The sequence below is a fragment of the Streptomyces sp. NPDC058231 genome, assembly GCF_042882275.1.
GTDB lineage: Bacteria > Actinomycetota > Actinomycetes > Streptomycetales > Streptomycetaceae > Streptomyces.
The window spans coordinates 64,138-80,757 of record NZ_JBHVWN010000032.1; the positions used below are offsets into that span (position 1 = coordinate 64,138).

Annotated in this window: 17 protein-coding genes and 1 pseudogene; 5 read left to right on the forward strand and 13 right to left on the reverse strand. The window is 66.7% G+C overall.

Annotated elements, in window-relative coordinates; genetic code table 11:
- Positions 1-164: 164 nt before the first annotated feature.
- The 4 genes from ACFVXE_RS21690 to ACFVXE_RS21705 are packed head-to-tail and all read right to left on the reverse strand — an operon-like array spanning position 165 to position 3,810.
- The gene (locus ACFVXE_RS21690; RefSeq protein ID WP_389673199.1) at positions 165-1,637 is read right to left on the reverse strand and encodes an ATP-binding protein; all 1,473 of its coding nucleotides are present in this window, start codon (positions 1,635-1,637) and stop codon (positions 165-167) included.
- 3 nt (positions 1,638-1,640) lie between these two features.
- Positions 1,641-2,480: a bifunctional DNA primase/polymerase gene (locus ACFVXE_RS21695; RefSeq protein ID WP_389673200.1), complete on the reverse strand. Its 840-nt coding sequence runs from the start codon at positions 2,478-2,480 to the stop codon at positions 1,641-1,643.
- A complete protein-coding gene (locus tag ACFVXE_RS21700) occupies positions 2,477-3,127 on the reverse strand; it encodes a DNA cytosine methyltransferase (RefSeq protein WP_389673202.1) in 651 nt (216 codons plus the stop codon). The genes ACFVXE_RS21695 and ACFVXE_RS21700 overlap by 4 nt, the downstream gene beginning before the upstream one ends.
- On the reverse strand, positions 3,124-3,810 hold the full coding sequence (locus ACFVXE_RS21705) for a DNA cytosine methyltransferase (RefSeq protein ID WP_389673203.1): 687 nt from the start codon (positions 3,808-3,810) through the stop codon (positions 3,124-3,126). Before ACFVXE_RS21705 ends, ACFVXE_RS21700 begins: the two co-directional genes overlap by 4 nt.
- 100 nt (positions 3,811-3,910) lie before the next feature.
- On the opposite strand from ACFVXE_RS21705, the gene ACFVXE_RS21710 reads away from it, so the two are divergent.
- Positions 3,911-4,876 (forward strand): HNH endonuclease, encoded by a 966-nt coding sequence (locus ACFVXE_RS21710; RefSeq protein ID WP_389673205.1) that lies wholly within the window; start codon positions 3,911-3,913, stop codon positions 4,874-4,876.
- A gap of 4 nt (positions 4,877-4,880) precedes the next feature.
- Here the strand turns inward: ACFVXE_RS21710 and ACFVXE_RS21715 are convergent, their stop codons facing one another.
- The 8 genes from ACFVXE_RS21715 to ACFVXE_RS21750 form a co-directional block, all read right to left on the reverse strand.
- Complete coding sequence (locus ACFVXE_RS21715; RefSeq protein WP_389673207.1) at positions 4,881-5,054, reverse strand: hypothetical protein; 174 nt, start codon at positions 5,052-5,054, stop codon at positions 4,881-4,883.
- Between the two features lie 204 nt (positions 5,055-5,258).
- On the reverse strand, positions 5,259-7,379 hold the full coding sequence (locus ACFVXE_RS21720) for an FtsK/SpoIIIE domain-containing protein (RefSeq protein WP_389673209.1): 2,121 nt from the start codon (positions 7,377-7,379) through the stop codon (positions 5,259-5,261).
- Between the two features lie 62 nt (positions 7,380-7,441).
- Positions 7,442-7,999, reverse strand: coding sequence for a hypothetical protein (locus ACFVXE_RS21725; RefSeq protein WP_389673211.1), 558 nt, complete (start codon positions 7,997-7,999; stop codon positions 7,442-7,444).
- Between the two features lie 76 nt (positions 8,000-8,075).
- On the reverse strand, positions 8,076-8,456 hold the full coding sequence (locus tag ACFVXE_RS21730; protein ID WP_389673213.1) for a DUF6251 family protein: 381 nt from the start codon (positions 8,454-8,456) through the stop codon (positions 8,076-8,078).
- 17 nt (positions 8,457-8,473) lie between these two features.
- Entirely contained in the window at positions 8,474-8,803 is a 330-nt protein-coding gene (locus ACFVXE_RS21735) for an RRQRL motif-containing zinc-binding protein (RefSeq protein WP_389673215.1), read from the reverse strand.
- Positions 8,803-9,666 (reverse strand): protein spdB, encoded by an 864-nt coding sequence (locus ACFVXE_RS21740; RefSeq protein ID WP_389673217.1) that lies wholly within the window; start codon positions 9,664-9,666, stop codon positions 8,803-8,805. Before ACFVXE_RS21740 ends, ACFVXE_RS21735 begins: the two co-directional genes overlap by 1 nt.
- Positions 9,663-10,115, reverse strand: a complete 453-nt coding sequence (locus ACFVXE_RS21745; RefSeq protein WP_389673218.1) for a Pycsar system effector family protein — start codon at positions 10,113-10,115, stop codon at positions 9,663-9,665. Before ACFVXE_RS21745 ends, ACFVXE_RS21740 begins: the two co-directional genes overlap by 4 nt.
- Entirely contained in the window at positions 10,112-10,378 is a 267-nt protein-coding gene (locus tag ACFVXE_RS21750) for a DUF6284 family protein (protein ID WP_389673220.1), read from the reverse strand. The genes ACFVXE_RS21745 and ACFVXE_RS21750 overlap by 4 nt, the downstream gene beginning before the upstream one ends.
- Positions 10,379-10,941: 563 nt before the next feature.
- Here ACFVXE_RS21750 and ACFVXE_RS21755 point away from each other — a divergent pair.
- The 4 genes from ACFVXE_RS21755 (at position 10,942) to ACFVXE_RS21770 (ending at position 15,541) form a co-directional block, all read left to right on the forward strand.
- Positions 10,942-11,790: a GntR family transcriptional regulator gene (locus tag ACFVXE_RS21755; protein WP_389673221.1), complete on the forward strand. Its 849-nt coding sequence runs from the start codon at positions 10,942-10,944 to the stop codon at positions 11,788-11,790.
- Complete coding sequence (locus ACFVXE_RS21760) at positions 11,787-12,470, forward strand: HAD family hydrolase (RefSeq protein WP_389673223.1); 684 nt, start codon at positions 11,787-11,789, stop codon at positions 12,468-12,470. Before ACFVXE_RS21755 ends, ACFVXE_RS21760 begins: the two co-directional genes overlap by 4 nt.
- 265 nt (positions 12,471-12,735) lie before the next feature.
- Positions 12,736-14,352 carry a DUF262 domain-containing protein gene (locus ACFVXE_RS21765; RefSeq protein ID WP_389673225.1) on the forward strand — a complete coding sequence of 539 codons (1,617 nt, stop codon included), beginning with the start codon at positions 12,736-12,738 and terminating at the stop codon, positions 14,350-14,352.
- On the forward strand, positions 14,333-15,541 hold the full coding sequence (locus ACFVXE_RS21770) for a type II toxin-antitoxin system HipA family toxin (protein ID WP_389673227.1): 1,209 nt from the start codon (positions 14,333-14,335) through the stop codon (positions 15,539-15,541). Before ACFVXE_RS21765 ends, ACFVXE_RS21770 begins: the two co-directional genes overlap by 20 nt.
- Positions 15,542-15,988: 447 nt before the next feature.
- Here the strand turns inward: ACFVXE_RS21770 and ACFVXE_RS21775 are convergent.
- Positions 15,989-16,620 (reverse strand): annotated as a pseudogene (locus tag ACFVXE_RS21775) (hypothetical protein); the annotation flags it as partial.

Below are 16,620 nucleotides of genomic sequence, written 5' to 3' on the forward strand. Positions count from 1 at the left end.
AAAGAGAGGGGTGTCTGTTGTGGTGCGGTGCGCCTTAAGGCGGGATGGGGAGCCGCTTCGCGGCGCGACCACCGGGCGGCGTTCCGCCGAACAGCAAGAGGAGCACCCCGCCCCGTGCGGTGGGGGTGCTCCTCTTGCTTGTCCGTGCCGGCAGGGGATGCCGGTCAGGACGACTGTTGTTCGTGGTGCGGTAGAGCGGGGCGTCGGGTCATTTCGATGTAGCGGCCCTCTTTGGTGCGGCCCCAGTCGATGAGGACTCCTCGGGCGGCGAGGGTGGGCTGAAGGCGCTTGAGGCGGTCGGAGAGGACTTTGCCGGTGGTGGGCCATCCTTTGGGCAGGGGGCGGCAGTCGGCGCCGCTGTAGAGGCCGGTGAGGTTGTTCAGCCACTCGGACGACGTCATCCGCATGGCCGTGCCGGGGTCGAGGGTGGCGGCGTGCTTGAGGACGGTCTGCGCGAGCAGGTCGCCTTCGATGACGTCGTCGTTGAGTTCGTCCAGGCTGCTGCGATAGGCCGGGAGTATCCGGAAGCCGGTCGCGGCGTCGATCTGCGCGCACAGGTGCGCGAAGTCGGCCATCCGCAGGTCGCTGGGGATGTCGGCCTGGGTCGCCCGGACCTTGACCGTGAGGTCGAGGAGCGAGCCGAGGATGACGGGCAGGGCCGCTTCGAACTCCCGCCAGAGTTCCGCTTCGGTTCGCCGGATGCTGGGGCGCTCCAGGCGCAGTGGCAGGAGGCGTTCGGCGAGGTCGGGGCGGATGACGCCGACGTCGATGCCGGTCAGGAGCAGGGGGCGGCGGTAGCGGGAGCGGACGACGTCGCCGTCGCTGAAGAGGGCGCGCTTGATGCTTTCGGCTCCGGTGACGATGCAGCACATCAGGTCGGACAGGTCCGGGGCCAGGTGGGAGAGGTTGTCCAGGGCGGTGACCCATCCGGCGGCGACGGCCGTGATCAGGTTCTCTTCGTCCTTGGGTGCCCGGCGCAGGTCTCCGGTCATGCCTTCGATGATCCGCACCAGCATCCGGCCCGCGGTCGACTTGCCGGCGCCCTGGGGGCCGGTGAGGAAGGGGGCGGGGACGGGGACGGACGGTCCGAGGCAGCCGATGAGCCAGGCCAGGGCCAGGCTCTCGGTTTCGGCGGTGGCGAAGTTCGTCAGCCGCAACAGCTGGTCGATGCCCTTGCCCTCGGTGTCCTTGGCCGGCAGGGGGAGTTCTCCGGTGAGTTGGGTGCGCCGCCAGCACACCTCGCGCGGGTCGGGAACCTTGATCTCCCACCCGTTGGGGTGGATGCGGACGGACTGCCCGTCGTCGCGGCCCAGGTCCAGCCACGTCGCCCCGTCGTATCCGGGGGCGACGCGGATGTGGGTGGGCTGCACGTCCTGGCTGAGTGCGAGTGCTTCGATCAAGTCCAACGCCTCCTTGAGTGAGGTGCCGTTGAAGACGCCGACCCCGTCGTTGAAGAGGTCGACCATGAGTTCTTGGCGGTGGCTGCCGGTGGTGCCCTGGGAGCGGATCGGCCGGGCCACGGGGTGGCCGGTCCGCTGGGCGTAGACGGTGCCCTCGGTGGTGCGGAAGTACCGGAAGTGCGATTGCGCGTACTCGGTGATGACTTCGCGGGCCGGGGTCTTTTCGTCCTCGGACATGGCTCACATCCCCAGTGCGGTGCGGGCGTTGGTCCACGCGTCGTTGCAGTGCCGGGCGGTTTCGCCCTTGGTCTGAGCGGCGGTGAACAGCCGGGCGATATGGGTGTCCGTGAGGCAGCCGCACCGGCCGTGGGCCGACAGCACGGCAAGGAAGGTCCGGTAGACAGTCGCGTGCACGCCCCCGGCCGCCTCGGTGATGCGCTGCTCTGCCATCGCGATACCGCGCTCCAGGTAGGCGGGCATGCGGTGCCGGCACTCTCCGCCCCCGGCCGGCACGGCCACCCTGACGGCGTCCCGTGCGGGCCCTACCGGCGACGGCTCTTGGACGATCAGTGCGCGTACGGCTTCGGGCAGGGCGGTCATGGCCCCGGTGCCGGGGCCGAGCCATCGGGCGTAGGACATCGTGGACTTGATGTCGACGTCGTCGCGGACGCCGTTCGCGGAGGGCATCGCGCCCTGGTAGAGCCAGTGCTCGCCCCGCGTCGTCGGGACGACCCGTGTGGCGGGAAGAGTCCGGCGGGCCCAGGCGACGGCGTCGGCATGGTCAAGGTCGACGACGGCCAAGCCGACGCCACCGGGGTGGTAGGCCACCGCCCGAGCCTGCTCCCACACCGTCGCCCACTGGCGTCCGGTGAGGATGCGCGGGTCGGTGGTGGCAGCGGCCCACCCGTGGCAGGGGCGGCGGCAGTTGCACGGGCCAGATACCTTCATGTTCGGCCGCCCGCCGCATGCGTTGTCGCGGCAGGCATCGCAGTTCCCGAACGGCAGCTTCCCCGCCCGCAGCGGCAGTACCGGGATGCCGCGTGCGGCCAGGTCGAGGGCGGTTTCCAGGTGGGTGTTCATGCTGCGGCCGTCCTTTCGTGGGTGAGGTACTGCTCGGCGATCCACTGGGTGTAGGCGGGCGGTACGGCTTGGCGGGCCTCGACGTTGGTCATCCAGGTGCAGCCCATGGCGTCGGCGTAGGCGCGCTCGCGTTTGTGCTCGAAGACGAGCAGTCCCTTGTGGTGCCAGCAGGGCGGCACCAGGTCTCCGCCGCCGCCCCAGGAGGTTTCGAAGGCGCGGTGGCGGCGGATGTTGAGTCCGAACTGCGACCCGCACAGGAGGTAGTCGGGGCGCAGCGCGCCGCACCAGGAGGCTTCGGGGACGTTCTCGATGACCCAGGGGCGGCCGGTGGCTTGCATGGCCTGGCGGCCGGCGGGGATGAGGTTTTCGTGGTCGTCGCGGTTGCCGCGCCAGGCGGTGACGCGGGCGAAGTACTGGCAGGGCCAAGACCCGTGGATGAGGTCGAAGCCGGAGCCGTGTTCGGTGACGTAGTCGACGGCGTCGGCCTGGACGAACTGGAAGGGGTAGTTGGGCATCGGGTTGATGTCGACGCCGACGATGTCGTATCCGGCGAGGTAGTAGCCCATGGACAGGCCACCGGCTCCGCAGCAGGCGTCCAGGAGGCGTAACCCGTTCGGCTTGCGCAGGGGCAGGACGCGGGCGTTCACGCGGCCACCCCCAGCAGCGCGAGGGCTTGGAGGGCGGCGGTGCCGATCCACTGGGTGTAGGCCGGGGGGATGCATTCACGGATGCCGTCGCGGGTCATCCACGGCACACCCATGTCGGTGCGGGCTTCGGAGACGCCGGAGAAGTTGCCGACGTAGTGGGCGAAGTGCCCGGCGGCACGAGGGCGCCCCATCTTGGTGAGCGGGGCCAGGTGAGCAGGGTGCTGGGGCGGGATGGCAGTGAAGCCGCGGGTCTCGAAAAGCCGGTGGCGATAGGTGCGCATTCCGAACGCGGCGGCGCACATCGTCAGCGGGTTGCGGAGCCGCGCGGCGGCTTCTTCCACGTTCTCGATCACCCACGGGCGGCCGGTCGCTTCCAACGCGGTCCGGGTGGGGGTGATGAGGTCGGGGTGGGTCCGGTGCTGGATCTTCTGCGCGCGGCTGTAGTGCTGGCAGGGTGGGGACGCGTGGATGAAGTCGAAGTCCGTGCCGTGTTCCCGGACGAACGCGATCGCCTCGGCCTGGATGAACCGGTAGGGGTAGCGGGGCTGCGGGTTGATGTCGATGCCTGTCACGTCGAAGCCGGCATCGGCGTAGCCCTTGGCGGCGCCGCCCTGGCAGCAGAACAGGTCGAGTAAGCGCGGCTGGTGGCCGGGCGCTCGCCGGATGTCAGTGGGGTGGGTCATGCTGGGGATCTCCAGTTCGCAGTGGGCTGGTGAAGGGGCAGCCGCGGTCTTTGGCGAGAGGCGGCTGCCCCTTCGTGGTGGGTGAGACAAAGGGGGAGCGGTGACGACTGCTTGGCTGGTGCTGGCTGTGGGTGACGACCGGCAGCACGGCGGCAATGACGGCTACGACGACGACCCGGCGAAGCACTACAGCTGGGACAGCACCGTCCCCAACCACGGCCGGCTGGCCGTAGGGGATGTGATTGCGCTGTGGGACAAGAAGCAGCTGATCGGGGTGTCCGTCATTCAGGCCATCGACACCGGGACCGCCGAGAAGACGACGTACTTCTGTCCTCACTGCAACAAGGCGGACTTCAAGCGCCGCTTGCGGCAGAAGCCGGTGTGCCGGTGCAACCAGTGCGGAGCACTGTTCGATGCACCAGGTGAGAAGGTCCGGACGGTAACGACGTACCGGTCCCGGCATGGCAAGACCTGGATGGATGGCCAGGGGCTGCTGTCCGGGCCGGAACTCCGCGCCCTGTGCGATTCGCCGGACTCTCAGCTCAGCATGCGGTCTGCCAGGTGGGAGAAGCTGCGCGACGCGCTCCTGACAACCGAGCAGGCAGCTGCGGTGAGGGCTCTCAAGGCAGGACCCCGGTCACCCATTCCGGGAGGACACAAGACCCGGGAGGTCCAGGTTCGCGTAGGGCAGGCGGAGTTCCGCAAGGCACTGCTCGACGAGCAGGGCGAGCACTGCGCTTTCACCGGGCCGACGCCGGCCGCCGCACTGGAGGCCGCGCACCTGTACAGCTTCGCCGAGAGCGGCGAGCACCACGACTACGGTGGGCTGCTGCTGCGACGCGACATCCACAGGCTCTTCGACTTGGGCCATATTGCATTCGACCCGACCACACGGACACTCGACGTCGCGGACAGCGTTGGCAGTTATCCGCTGTACGGGCAACTGCATGGCAAGACTGTGGCCTTCCATCTGCGCCCAGAACACGAGATGTGGCTGGCAGCGCATTGGCACACCCACCGGTCGGAGCCACAGCCGCAGCCGACCCGCGGGACACCTACGCCATGAGGCGTCAGTTGTGGAAGCGGTCAGATGTGGGGTGTTGGTCGCACCAGTCCTCGGCGCACACTTTGTGGACCGGTTCGCGGTCGTGGCTGCGCAGGGGGGTGGGCTTGCCGCAGAGCACGCACGGCAGGTTCCGGGTGGCGTCGAAGTGGCGGGCGTCCCGCCAGTCCAGGAGCGGCATGCGGAATCCCTTCCTTCACTCACTCAGGGAGGCAAAGACACCCCCTTGGGTGAGCGCTCAGAGCGGGGTTTCGGGGCTGTGACCTGGGATGCCTCCCTGCCTCCCTGAACATCATTTGTGCAGGTCAGGTCCAGGGAGGCGGGTCAGGGAGGCGGGTCAGGGAGTTCTCCCTGACTCCCTGACCCGCCGGGGGTGCGCCTCCCTCTACTGGGAGGCGGAAGCGGAACCGTCCGTGTCGCGGTTGGCGAGGGCCCGGGCGACGCGTTCGCGGCCGATGACCATGCGCCCGTCGGACTTGTAGGGCTCGGCCGCCGTGCCGTCCAGGACCCGCTTGAGGTCGGCGTGCGTCCAGGTCCCGTAGCTGTCCTTGGACAGCGTGGCGAGGCGCTGCAGCACGTCCTGAGTGAAGACCCGCTTCGCGTCGCCGATGACGGTCGCGATGTCGGCGAGCGCGTCCCGCCCCTCACCCTGGTCGATGACGTGCAGGGTGGTGACCCCGTCCCGCAGTGCCTTGGCGCGGTCGGTGATGGCTTCGGCTGCGTCGTCGTTGATGTAGTGGGTGCGCACGGTGATGGATGCCTGGCCGGCCGGGATGTCGATGCCGTCGGACGCGACGACCAGGGTTCCCCTGTCGAGCCCGGGGCGGAGCAGGTTCGGTGCGGCGCCGCCGTCGACTGCCTTGTCTCCCAGGGCCATGCGGGCCTGGGACTCGGTGCCGAGCGCGAGGGAGGCGCGGGTGTGGGCGCCTTCGCGGACGAGCTTGGGCAGGTTCTGGTCGGTGGGGTCCTGAGTGCCCTGCCACATCAGGACGTTGACCGCACGCCCCTGGTTGTGGACTTTGCGGACGGCCATGAAGTACCGGGAGTTGGCTTTCGAGCCGCCGTAGGGGCGCTTCTCGTCGTCCTTGACCGGGCACATGAACGCCACCTGCGCCTCATCCACCAGCACGACCAGAGCAGGGAACTTGGTGCCCGGGGGTGCCTGAAGGCGGCGGTTCATCTCGTCCACCGCCCCTTCGACCATCTCGGTCACCTGGATCACGTGGTCGTCCGTCGGCCCCTGGATCAGGGTGGTGGCCAGGCCGTCGAACATGGCCCAGTCCCCGATGCCCTTGAGGTCGCCCATCAGGAACTGCACCGACTTGTCCAGCGCCAGCCACAGGGCCAGCGAGCGCAGCGCGACGGTCTTGCCCTGGTTCGACAGCCCCGTGATCAGGAGGTGGCGCTGGTAGAGGCTGATCGCGGCCGCGTCCCCGCGCAGGTCCTGTCCCCATGGCGCGCGGCCCTTGGCATAGTCGGCAGTCAGGGTGTCGTCCGTGGTCAGCGGCGACGGGCCGATCGGCTCATCGAGCGCGCCGCTGTCCGCGACCCAGAGCCGGACTGTGCGGGCGGCCTGGGGGATGGTGATGAACACTTCGTGCTCATGCCGGGACAGGTTCTCGGCGAGCTTGCGCCGCTTGCCCTGGATCTCGTTCGTCGAGACCCCCGACGGCAGCGTGACGTCCACCTCGACACCACATCCAGCGATCCGGATCGGGCCGAGCATGGACGCGCCGGCGTCGCCCATGTCCTTGATGGCGTTGCGCAGCGGAGCGATGCCGAGGTTGCGGAGCGCGAGGACGACGATGGATGGGGTGATCGGTTCCCCGTCGCTGCTGCGGACGTTGGCGGGCAGGGCCCACTGGGGTGCGGCCTGCTGGTTCTTGCCCACCGCCCACAGACCGAACAGCACCGCCCACGGCCCCAGGGTGACCAAGGGCCCCCAGGTCACGGTGATGATGAAGATGATCCAGCGGACCAGCTCAATCAGCGCCATGGTCGGCGCGGCGACGTCGTTGAAGTCCTTGTTCGCGACGGCCAGCATGATGCCGAGGATCAGCAGACCACCGGCGGCGATTCCGGCGCCGGCTGCGATGCCTTTGGCCGCGTCCATGGGGGCGGTGAGCAGGTCCATGCGGCGGCGGTGGCGTTCCTGGCGGAAGCGCTGCCCGCGCTCCTCCCACTCGGCCGCCGCCTCCATGTTCCCCGCGGCTTCAGCCGCACGCAGCAAGCGCTCATAGCGGGAAGCGGTACGGCCCTCCCAGGTGCGCCGGGCCACGATCCGTGTCCCACCCAGCACGTAGAGGCCGTGGCGGGCGGTGGCACGGCAGGCGGTTTTGGTGTGGTCGTGGGTGGCCACGGTGCGGATCCCCCGCGCGGAGCGCACCCACAGAGGCACAGACGGCTTTTCATCGGCGGGCGCTGCTACAGCAGCCGCCGGGGGTCCTGCGGGCGTCTCAGGGGCGTTGGTGGGGTCTTTGAAGAGGTGGATGACGTTCTCGGACATGCTGGTGTCTCCCGTCAACTCCCCCTGATCCGGGGGCAGTAGGGGTGCAGTGGTGGGGTGGGTCAGGCTGCGGCGGCGGAGGGCGCGACGCGCTTGGCGAGGTGCTCGGCCCCGTATGCCTCGCGCTCTTCCTGCTCCAGGCAGCGTTCGTGCTCGCGGTTGTGGCGGCGGGTCATGCGCTCGACTCCGAGGTCGTTGCGCAGACCGGCGATGAGCCGGTCACGGACGCCCTTGCGGCTGGTCTGCATGGCGTGGACCAGTTTGTGCACGAGCGTGATCGCGAACGTGGCTTCGTTGGGGTGCTGGTCGACGTTGATGACGATCAGGACCCCGCCGTCGGCGAGCGGGACCGCCCTGCCGGCCGTGTCGCGGGCCAGCCGCTTCGCAGCCCGAAGTGCACGGGACTGGATGCGCTTGTCCGTGCATCCGGCCGTCTCGAACTCGGCGGCCGTGGTGACGTCTGCCAGCGCGCGCTCCGACGTCAGGGTGATCTGTACATCGGGCATCTTGCCGGGCACGGCCCGCTCCACGACCCTCACGGCCTCTTCGGCCAGGCGCTGGGCGGTCTTCTGGGTGGCGCGGTAGCCGGACAGCTTGTGTGTGCTCACGGTCAGCTTCACGTGCGTCGTCTCCGTTCATCGCCGCAGCTCACGCGGCAGACTCGATGGACAGACCAGAGGGGGTGCGGGGGGTGCCTCAGCGGCGCCGACGGGCACGGGACACGGACTTGGAAGCCGCCTTGCCCTCGGTACCTCCGAGGGACTTCACGACGGTCACGACGCCCCAGGCCATGACGGCCGCGAGGAAGGCGAGCATCGCGAGGTTCGCCGCAATCGCGGTGAGGACACCGACCAGGAGCGGGCCGAAGTACACGCCGGCCGCGACAGCCCCGGCACCGACACCGGAACCGAGCGCGATGCGCTGGACCGTCCGGTCCGGCGGGGCCTGGTGGATGTGCTGGACGATCTGCTGCGGCGCCTGCTGAACGGCCAGGGTCGCCGGGTCGGCGTAGGCGTAGGTGCCGTCCGGGAGCTGCACCACGGACAGCGGACGGTGCGCGGGCAGGTTGGGGTCCATGCCGGGGTCCTTCCGGGTCAGGTGTTCGGGGAGTCGTGGCAGGGCACGCACATGCCGAGCGAGCGTGGGATGCAGTAACCCGCGTCGCGTCGGCAGTTCGGGCAGGTACGGCGGGCGGTCATGGCCTTGGCCAGCGCTGCGGTACGGCCCGGTGTCATGGGCCGTACGGGCTTGGCTTGGTCGATGCGGTAGAGGTAGGCGACCAGCGGTGCGCGGCGGCGGCGCGGGCGGTGGACCACGGCGGCGACGTCCTGTCCGCCGGGCCGCAACCCCAACGCCCGCAACTGCCTGCGGGTCGCATATCCGTCCGGGGCCAGGCGCCATCGGTATTCGGGCAGGGTGGCCATCAGGCGACCATGCGTTTCCACGCGGCCCGCAGCCTGACTTCGGATGCGGAGTGGCCGGCCGCCCGGAAGCGGGTCGCCATCTCCCGGTACGACAGGGCAGGCGTTTCGCTGTGCCGGATGCGGTCGACCACCGCGTCCAGCGCCTCATCTGTGAGGGCGCCGGCCGACTCCAGCTCGAACGCCGATACCGGCTCCGTGGGGCCCCAGACCGGGAGTTCCCAGCGGGGTGTGACGCCGGGTGTGACGCGGGTCGTCACACTGGTCAGCGCCCGTCCGGTGCCCTCACCCTCACGGGCCGTTTCCAGCGTCGACCAGGCCCGGGAGAGGGTGTTCGCGGTCTTGGCCTGGACGTGTGCGACGCGGGCACCGGCCTGCGTCACAGCCGTCAGCCGGGTCTCTTCCGTGGCGGCTTCCGACCGGAGCCGGGCACGGGCCACCGCGGCTTCGTCGCGGGCTTCCTGCTGAATGCCCTGGATCGCCTCCAGCGCCTCACCGGTGAGCGCGGTCCGCTCCCACAGCCCGTGGACCAACCACAACGCCTTGGCTGCGATGGGCAGCCAGGCGACGGCCAGCCACGCGCCGGTGGATGCTTCGGCGGTGAGAGCGTGGGTGATCAGGACGCCGGTGGCGATCAGTCCGAAGGACCAGCCGACGGCGGTGACCGTGTTGCTGTGGTCGCCCTGCGCGGCCAGGCGGCGTTCGTAGGCGAGGGTGGCAAGCCATCCGCCGTCGATCCCGAGACCGACGACCAGGGCGACGGGCCACGGCATCGCCGTGCCGAGCCACATCACGACCACGGCCAGGGTGAGGACCATGGATACCGCAGTCATGGCGACGGCGGGCAGAACGGTCTTGGCGTTCATGCGGCACCCCCGAGGGTGATCAGAGCAGCGAGGACGAGCAAGGCACCGCCCGCGCAGGTCAGGTCGACCGCACGGCGCAGGCCGGTGAACTTGGTGACCGCCAGGCGGGACAGGCCCGCGACGTCCGCGCTGAGGTCGCCGGACAGGGTGGCGGGGATCTGCTCGGCGGTGAGCGTGGCCCACAGCGGGAAGCCGTGCCGGCCGCGAAGGTTCGGGCGGACCGACCGCAGCAGCAGACCAGCCGCCACGACCAACAGCCCCATCCCCAGACCCCCCACCACGTAGGCGGGAACGTTCAGGGGAGCGTCCTTGGCGACGGTCCAGGCACCGGCCAGGAGCGCGCCGACGAACGCGAGAAGCAGCCCGGTCTTGGTGTCCGTCCGTGCGATCTCGGCCTTTACCTCCGCGTGCGCGGCGGTGAGAGCCTGCTGAGGAGTGAGAGTGCTCATGCCTCTACCCCCGCCACCTGCGACGCGGCCTTGTTGGCCAGAGCGCGGCGAGCGGCAAGCACCTTGCGGCCGGCCCGCCGAATCCGCCGCTCGTCCACCTCGTTCGCCGGCCGGTCGATGGTCATGATCTGCGCGTCCAGCAACTCGACTTCCGCCCGGATAAGCGGCATCTCCAGCTCGATCGCGTCCAGCTCGGCGACCGGCGGCTCGAAGTCGAGCGAAGCGGCCGTAACAGTGGCCTGAAGTGCAGCGATGGTCTTCATGGGTTGTTTTCTCCTAGCGGTAGGACGGCCCAAAACAGCGGCCCCGGTGTTAGAGCACCGGGGCCGCGCGCCGTCTGCGGGTCGATCGTGGCTACGAGCGACCACGGCGACCCGGCACCGCAGCCCGCCGAAGAGGCAGGCCCGAATGCCGGGCACCGTGAGCGCTGGTGCAGGGGTTCGGTTCTCGTGTTCGCTACGGCGCTGCTCGTTCCGGGGAGTTCCGAACTCCCGGAAGTTGTCGCAGTTTCGAAGGTGTGTCGTAGCGGTTCTTTAGAGCCGATGGCGTGTCCCCCATCTGGGGTGTGGGGCCGGCGTTTGCTGCGCGGGCCCGTTCTCGATCGGCTGGTCTCCACTCGCCTCGGCCGGAACAGTCACGGCCGTACTGACGCGGTGGATCACGCTGTGCAGTTGTTGAGCCGTGCAGGCCGAAGCAGCCCAAAGAAGGGCCTTCTTGCTGTCTCCGCTTCGTTCTCGGCGACATGCTCAACATAGGCAACCTGCTTAGGCAGGTCAAGAGGGTTGAGTGAGCTGTGCGTGTTGGGCATGTTGGGTAGGATGAGTCCATGACCCTTGACCCGGACGACCCGCGACCGCCGTATCAGCAGGTCAGTAGCTCTTTGCGAGCTGCGATCCTCACGAAGAAGGAAGGCTTCACGCCCGGAGATAAACTCCCCTCCGGTCCCGAGCTGGCCAGGAGCTACAGCGTGGCGCGTGGCACCGTGGACAAGGCTCTGGAGCTGCTGCGGAGTGAGGGGCTGATCATCACTCGCCAGGGCAGCGGGTCATTCGTGCGGGAACGCACAGAGCGGCCGGTGGGGCTCCGTCCTCACATCGAGGCAGCGTTCGGCGAGCAACAAGTCACCCTCGACTTCGCTGGCTTCTCCAGTGAAACCCTGTACAACGCAATGCAGGAACCGTTGGACAAGATTCGCTCGGGTCGACTTACCCCTGAATCGATTACGGTCCGGCTGCTCTTGCCCGACACGACTGTGCCTATGGCGGTCCCGGTGTTGGTCGATGGCCTTCAGGATGATCCGGCCCTGCGCGACCGAGCTCGTAACATCGGTCTGACGAACGCCGGCGGCATCAAGCATTCCGTTGAGGTGCTCGCGGAATACGGCCTGGTGAAGTCTGTGAACGTGGAGGTGCGCGTTCACCGGGCGTCCAGCCTCTTCAAGCTCTACATCCTGAACCAGCGTGAAGCTTTCTTCGGGTTCTATCCCCTGCGGGAGCGGTCGCTCTCCGTCGAAGGCGAGTCCCGCACGTTCTTCGACGTAACGGGCAAGGACACGACGCTCTTCCACCATTCCGCCGGACCGGATGATGCGTCGCTCGGCTCTCTCTACCTTCAGCAAGCGCAGCTCTGGTTCAACAGTGTCTGGAACACCATCTCCTACGAGCGGAAGCCATGAATACGACCCAGCTCACCGACGTGCTCCGCCCCGTCAAGCATGTCTTTCTCGACTTCGACGGCCCGGTTTGCTCCGTCTTCGCTGGACTGCCCGCGCCCGCTGTAGCGCGCGGGCTGTTTAAGGCTCTCCGCCCTGCCCTGGTGCCGGGAGATCCTGACGGCTGGGCCACGGAGACTGACCCGCTCGCGCTCCTGCGGAGCGTCGCAGAGGGGCGGCCGGATCTGGCAGTCCAAGCAGACGAAACGTTGGTGCGCTTGGAGATGGAAGCCATCGCGCTTGCTGAGCAGACCGCCGGCGGGGAGCCTGCCATTCGCGCCTGCGTCGAAACGGGTCGCTCGGTCTGGATCATCAGCAACAATTCGGGGGATGCAATTCGTGCCTACCTGGCTGATCGCGGACTCGATGGCGCAATTGCTGGGGTGTTCGGCCGCGTGCCGGGCGATCCGACATCCATGAAGCCCAACCCGCGCCTACTGCTCGATGCCCTGGCTGCCGCATCTGCCGCGCCCTACGAGTGCATCTTCATCGGAGACGCGGCACGCGACGTGCAGGCAGGCAGCGCCGCTGACGTGGCGACCATCGGCTATGCCAACAAGCCAGGTAAGGAGGCCGTGCTGGCGGCGGCAGGGGCTGTGGCAGTGACCGATTCCATGAGCGCCATCGCGGACGCACTCGGATGACGCCTTCTTGGTCCGAGCTGCCGTCTCTGCCTAGGTCGGATTCTCCGGTGGAGTCGCGGTGTCGTTGCCGAACACGTCCGGATCCCGGCCGCCTTCGGGCCTCATGCGGGGCCAGACGGCCGCTGGCCCTTGAGCGTGGGGGCCCGGGGCGGGCGTGGACGAGATGTGCTGACCTGCGAGCCTGGCACTTCGGGCATCGATAGTGGGTTCTACTATCGGCACTGGCTCACATCTCGGCGGGAAGGCGGTCCCTATGGCTCCACGCATGCAACAGCGGACGCTGATCCTCACCCTCGGAGAGATCGCGCGCACGGCCGAGCAGGGCAGGTTCCGGATCTCTAGCTTTTCCCGGCCCATGGTGTGGGGACCCAAGCAGATCGCTGCGTTCTTCGACTCGGTCTACCAAGGGTTCCCAGTCGGGATGCTGATGGTTGCTGAGGAACCAGCACAGGCCGAAGACGTGGACTTGGGCGGGCTGATCGTCCACGCACCAGATGATTCTAAAGCATGGACGATCATCGACGGCGTGCAGAGGCTATCGACGATCATCGGCGCCTGGCAGGCGCGAGACAACTCACGCTACGCACTTTGCTTCGACCTTGAGCGGCGGGCATTTGTGCCAGGAACAGCAACGCACTTGCTGATGCTGCCGATTCCTGTTGCTGTGCACCCGAACCTATTGCGAGCATGGCTGACTGAACGCCCTTTTCTGTCCGAGGAGCAGCGAGGAGAGGCCATAGGTCTAGGGAGCCGATTGGCCTCTTACGAGATCCCGATGTTTGTAATGGCTAACTTGAAAGACCGCACTGTCAGCCACGAATTGTTCACTCGTATCAATCGCGGAGGTGCGCAGCTCTCGCAGGCTGACGTCGACAGAGGCCGGTTGCGTCCTAGGGAGCGTTCCTTTGGTCTGGCGCAGGTTATGCGGAGGACCGCGGCACTCGGCTTTGGCCAGCTTACTCATCAGTCGGCCACGCAGTGTGTGTTGGCAGTCCTGAAGCCGCATGCCGATATCCCCTCAAGTGCATCGACATTGCTCCGCAAATATCGCGAAATCTCCCCGGAGACGAGACGAGAAGCGGAGCAGGCGGCACTTGAGGCGCTCGGAGTGACCGTTAGTTTTCTGCAAAGGGAATGCCGGATTCCGCACGCACGGCTACTTCCCGTTGAAGCTACGATTCCGGTGCTGGCGCGCTTCGTGCATGCGTTTGGTCGGCCAGGTGTGCGGGAGAGGGAACTCCTGCGCCGCTGGGTATGGCGTGCAGGTGGACGTCTGGCCGAAGACGTCGCCATGGGCGCAATGGCGCGAACACCGACGAAGGAAGCTGAGAGGCTCCTGAATAGCCTGCCGGTCCGCGGAAAGTTGAATTATCAACCAGACCGGTTCGGGACGGATATTGAATATCCCGAAGGCCGCATGAATGCTCTGGGAATGCTTGGGGCGCAGCCTATGTTGATCGCGCCTACGGGACAGTTCAGAGAGCTGCAAGGCGCACCGCTCGCGGATAGTCAAATCTTGACACCTTGGTTGGATGACGGGGGAGAGGTCTTTACGCCGCTCCTCCCACTGGACCTGGTCTCTGATGCCACAATCGGATGCTTTGTTCTGCATCCCCGCGTGCCACCTATGGATCTATTGAGAGCCATTTTGAACCTGCCGTCAGGAAGTGAGGTTCTTGATGGACATTTCATCGACCAATACGGTCTTGCCCTGCTGAGGAAGGAGCGGTTCGAAGAATTTTCCGCAGACCGAGAAGCTACCTTGGAGAAGGCAATTAGGCGTCGTGTGCAGTCTTTTGCTCGATGGGGTTTCCGTGACGCGGGCCGCCTGCCGACCCTGAACGACATCACAGGAGATTCCAATGGCCGCTCAGACGACTAGAGCCCGTGTTCTGCTCGGTGATCGGCGAGTCGGCACTCTGCACTACGTGCAGGGCCGTTCGTTCTTCGAGTATGAGGACCTGGAACCCGATCACCCCGTCTTCGGACTCACCTTCGAATACGACCCTGACGTTGCAGCCCAAGCAGTCACCGGAGTCCCCAGCTGGTTTGCCAACCTCCTGCCGGAGCGAGAGTCGGCACTACGCAGGATCTACAACCAGCAGCTGGGTCGCCGTGAGGTCCCGGATTTCCTGCTTCTGGTTCACCTCGGACAAGACCTTCCTGGCGCTGTTCGGGTAGAGGCGGAGGCCGAGCTGCCTGGTGAAATGTCGGAAGCGCTGGAAGAGGCACGCACAACGGCTTCCAAGCAGTCGCCAATAGGATTCTCCCTCTCCGGTATGCAGCTGAAGTTTTCGATGCGTCACGGCGGAACTGGGTTCACCCTGCCATCTGCGGGGGATCTTGGTGAATGGATCGTGAAGCTTCCCAGTGGCCGCCACACGGACCTTCCCGCGAACGAGTATCTCGTTATGTCCTGGGCGAGATCGATCGGCATCGATGTCCCCGAGCATCACTTGATTCCTCTTAACTCCTTGAGTGGCCTTCCTGAGGAATACTTCGAAGGTGGAGAATCGGCTTTCGCGGTCCGTCGTTTCGACAGAACATCCGGCGGGCGTGTTCACCAGGAAGATTTTGCGCAGGTCTTCAACCTTGTCCCGGCTGACAAGGACCGAGGTCGTCAGGAACTAATTGCGAGGGTCCTTCTCGAAAACTGCCCTGAGGACTTTGATGAGTACCTGCGGCGGATCGTTTTTTGTATTGCAGTTGGAAACAACGATGAACACCTTAAGAACTGGTCCCTGCGCTACGCAGATGCTCTCACCCCGCGCCTGTCTCCTGCTTATGACCTTCTCTCGGTCACCTCTTATGCGGCCTTTCGTAAACAAGGGCTCACGCTGTCCATTGATGGCCAGACAGACATGAGGTATATCTCCAGGGATCATTTCCGCAGGTTCGCCGAAGGTCTCGAAGATCATGCTGTGGACCCTGCCCACGTCCTTGACGTGGTGGATGCAACTGTGGGCGAGATGCGGGAGTCGCTGCCGACTATCTCCCAGATTGAGGGTGCTCCAGACGCCGTCGTTACGCATCTCAAGGAGCGCTTCAACCTTCTTCCTCTGCTGCGCTGAAGAGAAAGCGGCGTTCGTTCTACTTCAGCGCCGGTCGTGCGAGAGGGTGTCATTGACGCAACCGAGGTCATTCCTGAGCGCTGTCTCGCATCTTTGCCGCCAAGCCCACGCTGTGGGGCAGCCGCGGAGTGATGCCGACGCCCTTGCTCATTCGTGCTGATCAGGGAAGATTCCTGCGCGGACTGTAAGGCTGCCGACGCGTACATTCGACATACAAATGACTCGCCACGCCTGCCAACTGGGGCCGGGGATTTGTCGTGATCTAGCAGACGAGGACATGGATGGACGCGAGAACAGAGCGACGTCGTGAAAGGCGTCGCTGGACGTAGCTCGTGAGCTCCCGCTTGGTGGCGAGAGCTCACGGGTCTGCTGGGTTAGAGGTGCAAGGTAGTTGATTTCGGCTGGCGTCGTGCGGTACCGGGGCGTAACTGAGCGAGGGCACCCACGTTATTGCCGGCGCAGCCATCGCTTGTTGCGGCGATTGGCCTTGGAGCCGCTGCCCTCCACGATTTCGGTATTTGGCTCACCGACTTCCCAGGACGACTGCTCGCCGTAGGCGAGAGTCCCCGCTGGCTGCCCCGCCGGAGCGATTGCGTCCGTCGCAAGGTAGCGCTCGGAGCGGGCGGATGTACCCGCCACGAGGTTCTCGGCTTGCCGCTGCGCTGCCTCCACCACCTGGCGCGCGCGGCGCTCGGCGTCGCTACGCAGCTTCTCCGCTTCCAAGCGGAGCAGTTCCGCACGGTCCTCGATCTCCCTGAGACGCTTCTCCGTCTTGGCTTGACGCGACGCGAGGTCGCGCTCGGACTGATCGCGGCGCTTGGCGAGGTTGGTTTCGAAGTCGGCGGCAGCCTGGGCAGCCTTGGCGCGGGTCTCCTCGAAGAGAGCGTCTGCCTGCCCCCGCTTCGCCTGAGCATCCCGAGCTGCCTTGGCAAGGATGAGGGAGGCCTCATTCCTGGCCGCCGGGACGAGGGCAGAGGCCTCCGTCTCGGACTGATCGCGGCGCTTGGCGAGGTTGGTTTCGAAGTCGGCGGCAGCCTGGGCAGCCTTGGCGCGGGTCTCCTCGAAGAGAGCGTCTGCCT

Excerpts from the sequence above, each read along its gene's own strand:
- ACFVXE_RS21690 (WP_389673199.1), bottom strand. The coding sequence starts at position 1,637 with ATGTCCGAGGACGAAAAGACCCCGGCCCGCGAAGTCATCACCGAGTAC.
- ACFVXE_RS21695 (WP_389673200.1), bottom strand. The coding sequence starts at position 2,480 with ATGAACACCCACCTGGAAACCGCCCTCGACCTGGCCGCACGCGGCATC.
- ACFVXE_RS21705 (WP_389673203.1), bottom strand. The coding sequence starts at position 3,810 with ATGACCCACCCCACTGACATCCGGCGAGCGCCCGGCCACCAGCCGCGC.
- ACFVXE_RS21715 (WP_389673207.1), bottom strand. The coding sequence starts at position 5,054 with ATGCCGCTCCTGGACTGGCGGGACGCCCGCCACTTCGACGCCACCCGG.
- ACFVXE_RS21720 (WP_389673209.1), bottom strand. The coding sequence starts at position 7,379 with ATGTCCGAGAACGTCATCCACCTCTTCAAAGACCCCACCAACGCCCCT.
- ACFVXE_RS21730 (WP_389673213.1), bottom strand. The coding sequence starts at position 8,456 with ATGGACCCCAACCTGCCCGCGCACCGTCCGCTGTCCGTGGTGCAGCTC.
- ACFVXE_RS21735 (WP_389673215.1), bottom strand. The coding sequence starts at position 8,803 with ATGGCCACCCTGCCCGAATACCGATGGCGCCTGGCCCCGGACGGATAT.
- ACFVXE_RS21740 (WP_389673217.1), bottom strand. The coding sequence starts at position 9,666 with ATGAACGCCAAGACCGTTCTGCCCGCCGTCGCCATGACTGCGGTATCC.
- ACFVXE_RS21745 (WP_389673218.1), bottom strand. The coding sequence starts at position 10,115 with ATGAGCACTCTCACTCCTCAGCAGGCTCTCACCGCCGCGCACGCGGAG.
- ACFVXE_RS21750 (WP_389673220.1), bottom strand. The coding sequence starts at position 10,378 with ATGAAGACCATCGCTGCACTTCAGGCCACTGTTACGGCCGCTTCGCTC.
- ACFVXE_RS21755 (WP_389673221.1), top strand. The coding sequence starts at position 10,942 with ATGACCCTTGACCCGGACGACCCGCGACCGCCGTATCAGCAGGTCAGT.
- ACFVXE_RS21760 (WP_389673223.1), top strand. The coding sequence starts at position 11,787 with ATGAATACGACCCAGCTCACCGACGTGCTCCGCCCCGTCAAGCATGTC.
- ACFVXE_RS21765 (WP_389673225.1), top strand. The coding sequence starts at position 12,736 with ATGCAACAGCGGACGCTGATCCTCACCCTCGGAGAGATCGCGCGCACG.
- ACFVXE_RS21770 (WP_389673227.1), top strand. The coding sequence starts at position 14,333 with ATGGCCGCTCAGACGACTAGAGCCCGTGTTCTGCTCGGTGATCGGCGA.